10 protein-coding genes are annotated in these 13,185 nt (G+C 34.8%); 9 read left to right on the top strand and 1 reads right to left on the bottom strand.

Going from position 1 to position 13,185, the window contains the following annotated elements; genetic code table 11:
* Positions 1–39: 39 nt before the first annotated feature.
* The 4 genes from AAEO57_RS00245 to AAEO57_RS00230 all read left to right on the top strand — a co-directional run bounded on the left by AAEO57_RS00245 (position 40) and on the right by AAEO57_RS00230 (position 4,542).
* On the top strand, positions 40–951 hold the full coding sequence (locus AAEO57_RS00245) for an alpha/beta fold hydrolase (RefSeq protein WP_341688303.1): 912 nt from the start codon (positions 40–42) through the stop codon (positions 949–951).
* A 65-nt stretch (positions 952–1,016) separates the two neighbouring features.
* Entirely contained in the window at positions 1,017–1,454 is a 438-nt protein-coding gene (locus AAEO57_RS00240) for a Rid family detoxifying hydrolase (protein WP_341688301.1), read from the top strand.
* A 944-nt stretch (positions 1,455–2,398) separates the two neighbouring features.
* Positions 2,399–3,778, top strand: coding sequence for an arylsulfatase (locus tag AAEO57_RS00235; protein WP_341688299.1), 1,380 nt, complete (start codon positions 2,399–2,401; stop codon positions 3,776–3,778).
* Positions 3,778–4,542, top strand: coding sequence for a hypothetical protein (locus tag AAEO57_RS00230; protein ID WP_341688297.1), 765 nt, complete (start codon positions 3,778–3,780; stop codon positions 4,540–4,542). Before AAEO57_RS00235 ends, AAEO57_RS00230 begins: the two co-directional genes overlap by 1 nt.
* A gap of 732 nt (positions 4,543–5,274) precedes the next feature.
* Here the strand turns inward: AAEO57_RS00230 and AAEO57_RS00225 are convergent.
* A complete protein-coding gene (locus AAEO57_RS00225) occupies positions 5,275–5,688 on the bottom strand; it encodes a winged helix-turn-helix transcriptional regulator (RefSeq protein ID WP_281233746.1) in 414 nt (137 codons plus the stop codon).
* Positions 5,689–5,790: 102 nt separating this feature from the next.
* Here AAEO57_RS00225 and AAEO57_RS00220 point away from each other — a divergent pair, with 102 nt between their 5' ends.
* The 5 genes from AAEO57_RS00220 to AAEO57_RS00200 all read left to right on the top strand — a co-directional run bounded on the left by AAEO57_RS00220 (position 5,791) and on the right by AAEO57_RS00200 (position 12,803).
* Positions 5,791–6,558 carry an SDR family oxidoreductase gene (locus AAEO57_RS00220; RefSeq protein WP_281233745.1) on the top strand — a complete coding sequence of 256 codons (768 nt, stop codon included), beginning with the start codon at positions 5,791–5,793 and terminating at the stop codon, positions 6,556–6,558.
* Between the two features lie 83 nt (positions 6,559–6,641).
* On the top strand, positions 6,642–7,259 hold the full coding sequence (locus tag AAEO57_RS00215) for a TetR/AcrR family transcriptional regulator (RefSeq protein WP_229350995.1): 618 nt from the start codon (positions 6,642–6,644) through the stop codon (positions 7,257–7,259).
* 56 nt (positions 7,260–7,315) lie between these two features.
* The gene (locus AAEO57_RS00210; RefSeq protein WP_289660351.1) at positions 7,316–8,647 is read left to right on the top strand and encodes a TolC family protein; all 1,332 of its coding nucleotides are present in this window, start codon (positions 7,316–7,318) and stop codon (positions 8,645–8,647) included.
* An 11-nt stretch (positions 8,648–8,658) separates the two neighbouring features.
* Positions 8,659–9,744 carry an efflux RND transporter periplasmic adaptor subunit gene (locus AAEO57_RS00205; RefSeq protein ID WP_341688286.1) on the top strand — a complete coding sequence of 362 codons (1,086 nt, stop codon included), beginning with the start codon at positions 8,659–8,661 and terminating at the stop codon, positions 9,742–9,744.
* An 8-nt stretch (positions 9,745–9,752) separates the two neighbouring features.
* Complete coding sequence (locus tag AAEO57_RS00200) at positions 9,753–12,803, top strand: efflux RND transporter permease subunit (protein WP_341688283.1); 3,051 nt, start codon at positions 9,753–9,755, stop codon at positions 12,801–12,803.
* The last annotated feature ends 382 nt before the right edge of the window (positions 12,804–13,185 follow it).

Raw genomic sequence — 13,185 nt, 5'->3', positions numbered from 1 at the left:
AAATTATTAAAAAAATAACAATCTAAAATTTAGAAAAACATGAAAAATTTAATTTTATCAATCGGTTTATTTACAGCAGTATTATTTAGCGGCGTTTCGTCTGCACAGACAAAAAGAGTTCCAGCATCTTATGGAAGAGAAGAATATGTAGAAGTTGAAAAAAATGTAAAGCTTCACGTTACCGACCTTGGCGAGGGACAGCCAATCGTTTTGATCCACGGATGGCCATTGAGCGATGCAATGTATGAGTATCAATATGCTTATTTTACTCAACAAGGATACAGAGTTATCGGAATTACTTTGAGAGGTTTCGGATTATCTGACAAGCCGGCAGGAAAATACAACTACGATGTTTTTGCAGACGATATCAAAGTGGTTCTTGACAAATTGAACATTCAAAACGCAACAATCGGAGGATTTTCAATGGGAGGTGCAACTGTAGTGCATTATGTGGCCAAATACAAAGCGGCACATGTTTCTAAACTGGCTTTATTCGGAGCGGCAGCGCCAACATGGACAAAAAGAGCCGACTTTAATTATGGTTTTTGGAGTAAAGAAGATGTGGATGGATTAATCCAATTGAACAATACCAACAGACCTCAATTATTGGAAAACTTTGGAAAAATATTCCCTGCTAACGAAACAAGCGTTTCTCCCGGATATGGCGCATGGTTAGGTACTATTCAGGCGCAAGCTTCGCCTTATGCAATGGCCGAAGGATTAAAAACGCTTAGAGACAGCGACTTGAGAGAGGATTTGAAAAACATCACAATCCCAACATTAATCCTTCACGGAAAATTGGATAAAATATGTTCTTATGAATTAGCTGAACAGATGCACTCCCTATTAAAAAATTCTACATTGGTACCTTTGGAAAAAAGCGGCCATGCCTTGTTCATCGAAGAATTGGATAAATTCAATTCAGAGTTATTGAAATTTGTAAAAAAATAAAAATTCATAAGGAGGTTAGTTTTAAAAAATTAGCCTCTTTTTTTATCCTTTAAAATAAAATAGAGATGAAAAGAATAGCATTATTTCTAGCCATATTAGTTTTCGCTTCCTGCAGTAATACCAAATCCATAATTACTGTAAACCATTCCAATCTGCCAAAACCAATTGGCCCATACAGCCATTCCACCAGTTTTGCAGATTTAGTGTTTGTCTCGGGGCAAATAGGCATTGATCCAAAAACAAACACTTTGAAAAATGGAATTGAAGAACAAATCATTCAGGTTTTCGAAAATTTAAAAGCCATTCTGGAAAACAACAACTCCGATTTGAATCATATTGCTAAAACCACGATTTTTATTACAGACATCAAGCAGTTTGAAACCGTGAACAACATTTACGGAAGCTACTTCCACAATCACTTTCCCGCGCGAAGCACAATTGAAGTGGTTTCATTGCCAAAAAACGCGAGCATTGAAATAGAATGTATTGCGATAAAAAAATAAAAGTTATCTGTTTTTTTGAAAAGCTTTAGGTTTGATCCATATCATTCTTCAGGCGGTGTATTTTAAATTAAGATTTACACTTAGGAGCCCGGCTCTTTAGATTAACAAAAAGAAGCAAGGTTATAAAAAAAAATGGCGACAATTGTCTTCAATTGGCGCCATTTGGCTTGTTTGTGACCCTTACTGAACAATTTACAAACCATTTTATGAATGATTTAAAGAAATTAGCTTACTTTCAAGTGAAATTGTAAGATAGTTATTCTAAATTTTCAATCATGAGAGGTTTGTATGTATCGTCAGGGTTAAATATTTAAAAAGTGTTAATTCGACGAAGGTATAATTTGTATAATAATGATTTGTGGTTATAAATTTTTTCAATAAATTTTGAACATAAAAAATCAAATTTTCACAAGTAAATTTAAATTATTATTCTGAAAATATTCGCATCAAAATTTATTGATGGTAAGTTCTAAAATATTACACTCTAAGTTTTGAAGATAAAAGGGTAGATGTTTCGTAGCATACTGATTTTATTATAAACTTAATTTTTGGACTTATTTTCATTCTCGCTGGAATTCTAGTTTTAATCTCTCGTATTATCGATGAAAATTTTATTAATGTGTTGCATTTTATAATTTGAAACCTATTCTATAAAAAATCATTGACTAATTTTAAAATTGTTACGTTAATTTTATAGTATAAAGATTTATTATGAACATAAATTTTAGACTATGAATACTTATACGTGTAAAAAAATTTTTCTTCTTTTTGGAATACTTTCAATAAATTTAATTCTGTCACAAGAAAATGAAAAAGTAGGAACACCTCAAATATTGCCACAACCGGACTTTCATTTTAATGGTCATGTAGGTAGGACTTATTTAGATTCAGATCCAGCGCAATTTCCTCAACCGGTTAAACCACCTAAGAACGCGCCGAATATTGTGATAATTTTACTTGATGATGCTGGTTTTGGACAATTTAGTACTTTTGGAGGTGGAGTTCCGTCACCAACAATGGATAGACTTGCTTCAGAGGGATTACGTTACAATCGTTTTCATACAACTGCATTATGTAGTCCTACGCGAGCATCATTAATAACGGGACGCAACCACCATTCTGCTGCTTTTGCGGGTATTACCGAAGCAGCTACAGGATATGAAGGATATACATGTATCCTACCCAAAAGTTGCGGTACCGTTGGAGAAGTTCTTCGCCAAAATGGATATGCTACAGCTTGGATTGGTAAAAATCACAATACACCTACTTGGGAGACAAGTGATGTTGGTCCTTTTGATCATTGGGCAAATGGTTTAGGTTTTGATTATTTTTATGGCTTTAATGGTGGTGATATGAACCATTGGAACCCTGTATTATATGAAAATCGAAATCTTGTCCCAGCATCTACAGATCCAAATTATTATATGACTACAGATTTGGCGAATAAAGCAATTTCATGGGTACAAAAAACAAAAAGTATTGCGCCAGATAAACCATTCTTTTTATATGTTGCGCCTGGTGCTACACATGCACCTCATCATGCACCAAAAGAATGGATTGAAAAGTTTAAAGGAAAATTTGACATGGGATGGGATCTTTATAGAGAACAAACATTTGAACGTCAAAAGAAATTAGGTGTAATTCCTGCAAATGCAAAACTGACTCCAAGACCAGCAAGTTTACCAGCATGGGAATCTTTGAATGCCGAACAGAAACGTCTTTATTCACATATGATGGAAGTTTTTGCTGCTTATGGTTCATTTGCTGATGATCAGATGGGAAGAATCACAGATGCAATTAAAATATTACCAGATGCGGATAATACAATAACTATATATATTGCCGGAGATAATGGTTCTAGTGCAGAAGGAGGTATTGAAGGATCTGTTAATGAAATGCTTTTTTTTAACGGACATCCTGAAAAATGGCAAGATAACATAAAAGTAATTGATGAATTAGGAGGTCCTAAACACTATAATCATTTTCCATCTGCATGGGCATGGGCAATGAATTCACCTTTTCAATGGACAAAACAAGTTGCAAGTCATTTTGGGGGTACTCGTAATCCAATGATTATTGATTGGCCGGCAAAAATAAAGAATAAAGGAGGACTAAGAAGTCAGTTTACACATGTAATTGATGTAGTACCTACAATTTATGAAGCGGTAGGTATAACAGCTCCAACTGAACTTAACGGCATACAACAAAAACCAATTGAAGGAATTAGTTTTGCTTATACATTTAACGATGCAAAAGCGAAAGAACGTCATAATACACAATATTTTGAATTAGGGGTCAATAGAGGAATTTATAGTAATGGATGATGGCATCAGCATTATCTTTTCCTCCATGGGTAGCTGAACGTGGAGCATTTGATCCTGATAAACAGAAATGGGAACTTTATAATATAGATGATGACTTTACACAAGCAAATGATTTAGCAGCACAAAACCCTGACAAACTTCGACAAATGCAGGATTTGTGGTGGATAGAGGCCTCCAAATATAATGTATTGCCATTAGATTGGCGTGGCTCAAATCCTAGATTTAACGCTGAACTAATGGGTAGGCCAAGTTTAATAGGGAAGCGTAAAACAATGACCTATTATCCAGGAACATTTGGTCTGCCAGATGCAGCTGCGCCACCGATGCTTAATAAATCCTGGACTATTACGGCTGAATTAGAATTGTCAGATTCTAATACTAATGGTATAATTATAACTCATGGAGGGATGCAGGCTGGATATGGATTGTATTTAAAAGATAGTAAACCGGTTTTTGTATACAATTATCTCGCTTTAGACTGGATATATTTTAATGCAAAAGAAGCATTGCCAAAAGGCAAGACTAAACTTATTGTTGATTTTCTATATGATGGAGGAGGTTTAGGAAAAGGAGGGAAGATCAGCATGAGTGCAAATGGTAAAAAAATAGCTGAAGGCAGATTAGAAAAAACGGTTCCGGTTCAATTCTCTATAGTAGAAGGAATGGACATAGGAAAAGATGTTGGTTCTCCTGTTGATTGGAATTACAAAATGCCTTTCGAATTTACTGGTAAAATTGAAAAAGTAACAGTCGATTTAAAATAGTTTAATATTTATGTGATTTTAGAATGCTAGAAAATATAAAATATTAATCATTTTTAATAACTAGCTTTTTTATCTTGTAAAAAAATGGTTTGTAAAGACCACTATAATTCAGAAACCTTCAATGTCATTTGATTTTGGAGGTTTTTTGTTCAAATCTATATCCATATTATTCTTTCGTTAAATATAATAACGACCTTTTTAATATATAATTTTTGTTTGGGGTATTTTTCCATTATTCAACTTTCTACTATTTTTTGTTAAAATAAAGATAATACATTCGGCTTATTCCTTTAAACAATGGGTTTGCTAATGGTTTGAATCCTGAGTAGTCACCCTTACTAGATTTTCAAACCGCTCAATTTTATAGGTAAAAGTGGGTTAAATTTTATTAAAAAAGTATAAAAAAAACGCTAGAACTGATGTTTTAACGTTTCTTTAAGAGTGACCCCGACGGGACAAATTTCAACATTTTTTTTGGATGATTTGAAGAAATTGGCTTATTATATGTAGTTGTTTGTCTTCCAGTGGCTTTGGTAATTTGGTTTGAATGTCCTGTTGGGGATTGAAGGAGATGTACCTTCAAAAAACAAATCGCTAACCTCTTTTATTAAAACCGCCTTAGCTTGTGTGACAAAATTGGAGGCAGTTCTGCACCTGCGGGGGCGTGTTTTGTCATGCACATTCCAGTCCAAATTTATCGTGGCAAAAAAAGTAGTAGCTATGTAATCTATACTATAGATTTAATTCAAGTTCTTTTAAAGCATTTTTAATAAATCCTTCCTTATCAGCATTCATTTGTGCCAGCAATTCCTTTCTTTCTTCAGGAATGTTGGTATACTTTTCTGCCCAAAGATTAATTTCAACAATTATTGGAATTAAATCCATTCCTTTCTGTGTCAATTGATACAATACTTTGGCTTTACTGTCGGGATGCTCCATTTTCTGAATAATTCCGTTTTCTTCTAACGAGAGCAGTCGAGCGGCTAAAATGTTAGTTGCGATCTTCTCATCGGATTTTGCCAATTCGCCATAGGTACATTTTTTTTTAAGCATTAAATCTCTAACAATCAACAGCGACCACTTGTCACCAAAGGCTTCAAGTGAAAAACTTACCGGGCAGTCTGATCTCTTTTTTTGAGTTTTCATAAAATAAAATTAAAATCACTTGCTTTTTGCAAGTAAATGTATTTATATTTGCACTTGCATTTCGCAAGCAAATATAGAAATAATAAACTAAATAGAAAAATTATGGAATTAAAAGGTAAGATAATTTTGATTACAGGTGGATCTGCCGGAATCGGATTAGAGGCTGCAAAACAGTTCATTACAGAAGGTGCTAAAGTAATTATTACAGGAAGAGATCAGAAAAAATTGGATCTTGCCAAAAAAATGTATCCATCCATTACGACCATTAAAAGTGATGCGTCCAGCCAGGAAGCCGCGGTTGCTTTGTACAACCAAATTAATGAAATGGGTGGTATCGATATACTTTATAACAATGCCGGAATTATGAATGGTCAGGATAATTTAGGTTTCAGTAATTCAAAACATTTTGAAAAAGCTGCCATGGAAATTAATACTAACTACTTAGGAGTTATTCTCTTAAATGATCTTTTTCTGGATATGCTTAAAAGCAGAAAAGAAGCAGCTATTATCAATACATCATCGATATTGAGTTACACGCCGTCTAATCTTGTACCAACTTATTCAGCATCAAAAGCTGCGGTACGTTTTTATACAGAAGCATTACGAGATCATTTACAGATAATTGGAAGCAGAATAAAAATATTTGAATTATTGCCGCCGTTGGTAAAAACAAATATGTCTGAGGGAATGGAAGGTAAATCGATAACACCAGATGTGCTAATTGATGCTTTAATAAAAGGATTAAAAAACAATACGTACACTATTCGTGTTGGCGATACAAAAGCGATTTATCTGTTAAATAGATTTTTACCAAAGTTAGCTTACAAGTTATTGAATCATAAAGGTATTACGGCCAGATTGCAATCTTAATTTGTATAAAAATATTTAACTGAATAAAAAATGAACAGCGTTCATTTTATTTTATATCTTTGTCTGCAGTAATAAAAATAAGTATGAGTACAATTGATAGAAAAGCAAAAGAAAAAGAAGCTTTAAAAGCCCTGATATTAAAAGGTGCTAAAAAGCTTTTTGTTGAAAAAGGAATTGAACATACTACCATAAGAAACATTGCTGAAGAAATTAACTACAGTGTAGGCACTGTTTATGTTTATTTTAAAGATAAAAATGATATTCTCCATGATCTTCATACAATAGGTTTTCAGGAATTAGATAGTTATTTTATGGAGTTATATACTATAGAAGATCCGAAGGAAAGATTAAAGAAAATGGGATTTGCCTATATCAAATTTGCCATCGAAAATTCTGAAATGTACGATTTGATGTTTAATCTAAAAGCTCCAATAGAATTCCTGAAAGACTCCGAGAATGAAGATTGGGATGAAGGATGCACAGCATTTGGATTAGTTAAAAAAACTATTGAAGAATGTATTAACAAAGGTTATTTTAAAGGCCATAATGTAGAGCCGCTGGCATTTATGGTTTGGAGTTTGGTACATGGCATGTGCTGTCTGGAAATTCACCAGAGAATTAAAAATGTAAATTTTACGAATCCCGATACCATTTTGTATGACGGATACAATGAATATCTAAAAATGATAGAAAAGCTTTAAAAATTTTTTTGCCCAAAAAAATGAACAATGTTCAAATAATAAACAATGTACAATAAATGAAAATTAAACTAACTTTTGCAATACTCTGTCTAGGATATTTAGGGTATGCACAGAACAAGCTGGAAACTTATATAAAGACCGGCTTAAAAAATAACGAAGTAATCAGGCAGCATAATTTTGATATTAATAAAAGCATGTATGCCTTAAAAGAAGCACGAGCTTTATTTTATCCAACAGTTTCCCTAAATGGAAGTTACACCAAAGCAGAAGGCGGAAGGACAATCGATATTCCAATTGGAGATATGCTGAATCCGGTGTATAATACTTTAAATCAAATTACCAATTCTAACGCTTTTCCGATGTTAGAAAATCAGTCGGTCTTGATAAATCCGGATAATTTTTATGATGCTAAAATTCATACCACGATGCCATTGCTGAATTTTGAAATTATTTATAATAAAAGAATAAAAGCCCAGCAGACGACGCTTCAAAAAATAGAACTCGAAATCTATCAAAGAGAGTTAGTAAAGGAAATTAAAATTGCTTATTACAAATACCTGCAATCGGTTGAAGGTATTAAGATTTATGAAGATGCCCTGGCTTTGGTAAAAGAAAACCAAAGGGTAAATCAGGCTTTATTTAAAAATGAAAAAATAAACCGGACTGCCGTTTTACGAAGCGATAATGAGGTAATCCGCATTCAGGCCAATTTAGAAACCGCCCGACAAACCAGTAATAATGCCAGATCCTATTTTAATTTTTTATTGAATCAAAAACTTGATGCCGCAATAGAAACTGATCAGAGTGAAGCACTGCCAATAGAAGTACTTTCAGAAAATACCCAAAATAGAGAAGAGCTGCAAAAGCTCACTCAGGCAAAAGAAATAAACGAAAATGTAAGCAGACTGACCAAATCGTACTGGCTGCCAAAAGTAAACGGCTTTGCCGATTTCGGAATTCAGGATTTTGATTTTCAGGCGGATAAAAACTCACGCTACTATTTTGCCGGAGTGGGGCTGGAGTGGAATATCTTTTCGGGAAACAAAAACAAATGGAAGCTGAAGCAAGTTGAAGAAGACAGTAAAAAAATCATCTCGCAAACTGATAATGTAAAACAGCAGCTGCTGCTTCAGCTTCAGGTTTCACAGAACAATCTAAAATCGGCCTTAGAGCAGTTCAATGCTGATAAAAATCAAAAGCAGTCGGCCAAAAAGTACAATGATGACATTACCAAATTGTACAAGGAAGGCCAGGCAATATATATAGAACTGCTTGATGCACAGAACCAATGGGTGAATGCGCAGCTTAACACTAATATTTCGCTTTATAACTCCTGGATTGCTTTTGCAGAATTAGAAAGAGCCAACGCCACTTTTACTTTTAACTAAAAATAAAAAACATGAAATTAACGATTCACAATTATCTAAAAAAACATATCGCAGCCTCCAAAAAAGGGTTGATTATATTGCTTGCTTTAACGCTTTTTTACGCCTGTAAAGAAGAAAAAAAGGAAAATTCGCCCTTTGAAAGCGCGGATGTCATCCCGATTAAAACAGCTCCGGTCGAATCTTTTGCTCTTAACAATACCATAAGCGCATCAGGTTTAGTAACAACAGAAAATCAGGCCAATTATGGATTTAAAATAGGAGGGGTCATCAGTCGTATTTATGTTGAAGAAGGCCAGTTTTTTAAGAAAGGCCAGCTTCTGGCATCATTAGACGAAACAGAGATTAATGCAGGATTGAACCAAACCGATTTGAATCTCAAAAAGTACGAGCGTGATTATAAACGAGCAAGCAATTTGTACAAAGACAGTGTTTATACATTAGAACAGCTTCAGAATACCAAAACGGGCCTTGACATTGCTAAAAAACAGAAAGATGCGGTTGCTTTTAATGCGCGTTATTCTAAAATTTATGCTGCTGCGAATGGTTTTGTTTCGAAAAAAATAGCCAGCGAAGGAGAAGTAGTTGGCGCAGGATCGCCAATTCTGGCTATAAATGAAACCACCCAAAACAATAATTATCTGCTAAAAGTAGGATTGACAGACAAAGAATGGGCCGCGGTAAAAGTAGGGCAGAAAGCCACTGTGACGCTTGACGGTTATCCTGATGAAAAATTCGATGCCTTTATTTTTAGAAAATCTCAGGCGGCAGATGCGGCATTGGGCTCCTTTCAAGTCGAATTAAAACTGAGCCTTAAAAAAAGCAAACCAGCGGTGGGAATGTTTGGAAAAGCCGAAATAAAGGCAGAACAATCAGAAGATTTCATCATCATTCCGTACAATTCGCTTATTGAAGCTGACGGAAACAAAGCGTTTGTTTTTATTGTGGAAAACAACAAAGTAAAACGACAGCCGGTGACCATTAATAAATTTGAGAACAATAAAGTATTCATAAAAGAAGGTCTTCAGAAAACAGATCAGATTGTGATCTCAAACAGTGCTTATCTCAACGAACAATCAACTATCAAGATCATTAAATAATCAGTATTATGAAAATAACAAACTTTGCTGTTAAAAATTATCAGTTTACACTGATTATATTTCTGCTGGTTGCTGTGGTAGGGTATCTTACGTTGTTTACCATGCCTAGGGCGGAAGATCCTTCAACACATCCGCCGCAATATTTAATTACGGTAATCTATCCCGGGACAAGTCCAAAGGATATGGAGGAGCAGGTTGTAAAACCAATCGAGAATAAAATTTACGGACTCGAAAACATCGAAAAAATATTAACCACAGTAGAAGACGGTGTTGCAGCTTTTCAGGTAAAATTTAAATACGGAGTAGATGTTGATAATAAATATCAGGAGATTTCTACGGAAATGAATGCTCTTAAAAACAGCGAACTTCCAAAAGATATTTATCAGATAAAAACCGAAAAAATTGCTTCTTCTGATGTGAAAATCCTTCAGATAGCGTTGGTTTCAGAAAATGCATCAGACAAAAAACTTCGCGATGAAGCGGATAAACTTAAATCTAAAATTGAGAAAATTACCAATCTGAAAGATGTAAAATATGCTGGATTTCCCGAGCAGGAAATTCGTATTGATTTACAGCTTGAAAAGTTGGCCCAATTAAAAATTCCGTTAAATGTAGTCATGGCAAGCCTGCAGAGCGAAGCGGCCGATATTCCAGGAGGAAGCATTGATTTAGGCAGTAAAGTATTTAATGTAAAAACTAGCGGTAAATTTAAAAATGCGGACGATGTATCCAATACAGTAATTTACAATGCTAACGGTAAAATAATCTATATGAAAGATGTAGCCGAAGTAGGCTACAAGTCACAGGTCGTCGATCATATTACCCGCATCAACGGACACCGTTGTGTGCTAGTGACAGCCGGAATGAAAGACAATGTAAACATTACAGATGTGCAGAAAGAATTCCTGCCAATTGTAGATGAATTTTCTAAAGAATTACCCTCAAACATCAAATTAGTAAAAAACTTCGATCAGGCGAATATGGTATCGCAGCGTTTGGGACATTTAGGTTTTGATTTTACGCTGGCAATTGTTTTGGTAATTGTGACATTACTTCCATTAGGTTTAAGAGCTTCGGGAATTGTGATGATTTCCATTCCGTTATCCCTCGCATTGGGATTAATTGCAATGAATGCTTTTGGCTTTTCTTTAAATCAGTTAAGTATTGTTGGTCTTGTGGTAGCTTTAGGATTGTTGGTGGATGACAGTATTGTGGTAGTCGAAAACATAGAGCGATGGCTGCGGGAAGGACATTCTAAAATGGATGCAGTCCTTAAAGGTACCAAACAAATCGGAATTGCCGTTGTAGGCTGTACTGCAACACTTATAATTGCATTTTTACCGCTGGCTTTCCTGCCGGATGTTTCGGGAGAATTTATCAGAAGTCTTCCAATGGCAGTTATTACCAGTGTACTGGCATCGATGATTGTAGCTTTAACATTGGTGCCGTTTTTAGGAAGCCGATTTTTAAAAACGCACGATCATGCGGGAGGAAATATTTTTCTTCAGTATCTGCAAAAATTCCTGACCAGAGCGTATCGTGATATTATGCCCAAAGCATTAAAATATCCTAGAACAACTATTGCTATTTCTATAGTTTTAAGCATCACTGCTTTTGGATTGTTTAAAGTAACGGGGTTTAAATTATTTCCAACTTCAGAAAAACCGATGTTTCTTATCAATATAAAAATGCCCCTTCAGGCCAATATTTCAGAAAGTGACCGTGTGACCAAAATTGTAGAAGCAGAGCTTAAAAATCATAAGGAAATTGTGTATTACACTTCGAACGTTGGTAAAGGAAATCCGCAGATTTATTACAATGTGCATCCCCAGGACAGAAAACCCGATTTTGCGCAGATTTTTGTCCAGCTCGAAGATGAAGCTAAACCATCAGAGAAAACAGCTTTGATTGAAGAACTTCGAAATAAATTTAAAACGATGCCTTACGCAAAAGTGGAGGTAAAAGATTTTGAACAGGGAACACCATTAGAAGCTAATATTGTCGTAAGATTATTTGGTGAAGATCAGGAAGTTTTACGTAAGCTTTCTTCACAGGTAGAGACTATTCTTAGAAATCAGGAAGGAACCGTGTATATCAACAATGAACTGAATACGTATAAAACTGATGTTAAAGTTAAAATCAATAAAGAAAAAGCCAGAACATTGGGCGTATTGACCAGCGATGTAGATAAGGTAATCCGTCTTTCGGTAGCAGGATTAACAGTCGGTGATTATATAGATGATAGGGGAGATGCCAGAAATGTTACGCTGACATTGCCCCGAGATAAATTTTCGAACCTTGACGCTTTGAAAAACTTGTACGTAAATAACCTTCAGGGAACTCCGATTGCCCTAAACCAGATTGCTGAAATTTCGTTTGAAACTTCTCCAACGGCGATTAACCATTTTAATAAATCACGCTTTTCAAAAGTAACCGCTTTATCGGCAAAAGGGTATTATGCCAATGATTTATTGACGCACATTGTTCCAAAACTGGATCAATTGAAAATACCAAAAGGATATTACTATAAATTATCAGGTGAAAAAGAATCCGAAGGCGATGCGCTGGGCGGTAATTTTTTGGCCGTAATTATTTTGAGTACCTTTTTGTTTGTGGCGGTTTTACTGCTGCAGTTTAAAACTTTTAAAGGAATTATTATTGTATTATCTATTATTCCGCTGGGGATTTTAGGTGGCGTGCTATTATTGCTTCTCAATGGAAGTCCGATGTCTTTGGTTGCTATAATCGGTTTTATAGGTCTCTCGGGAATTCAGGTAAAGAACTCTTTGCTGCTGGTAGATTTCACCAATCAGTTAAGGCAGGAAGGACATTCGATCGATGAAGCTATTTCAATTGCAGGAGAAACACGTTTTCTGCCTGTAGTGCTGACTTCAATTACTGCAATTTGCGGTTTGATTCCGATTGCATTAAACTCAAATCCTTTGATCGCACCATTGGCAATTGTGTTAATTGGCGGTTTAATCAGTTCTACAATATTATCACGGATTGTAACGCCCGTGATGTATAAATTGATCCCTCCTAGTATTGAAAAGATGTAAGAAGAGAGAAAAGATTTTTTTGAAATTAAGATAATTTTTAAAGCCGGCAGTGTGTTTTAGACTGCTGGCTTTTTTTCTTAAAAAAGATTGATAAGGGAAGACAGGAAATTATCAAATTTTGAAAATGTAAAACTTAATTTCAGCTCTGTTCTTGGTGTTCGAATCCTGTTAAGTTATCGAACGCTAAAATTTAAATTTATCTTGTTTTTCATATAAATAATGTTTTTCTGAAGTTTGTTTCTTTATAAAGAAAATAAAGCAAAAACGAGTCAAACTCATTTATTGATAAGGGTTAAATAAAAGAATGGCGCCAATTGAAGACAATTGGCGCCATTTGGCTTTGTGACCTCTACGTTACAATATCCAAATCATTTTATGCAAG

It is taken from the genome of Flavobacterium calami, assembly GCF_038290035.1.
GTDB lineage: Bacteria > Bacteroidota > Bacteroidia > Flavobacteriales > Flavobacteriaceae > Flavobacterium > Flavobacterium calami.
The sequence above is the reverse complement of the archived record's forward strand: the minus strand, read 5'-3'. Positions and strand labels throughout refer to the sequence as shown.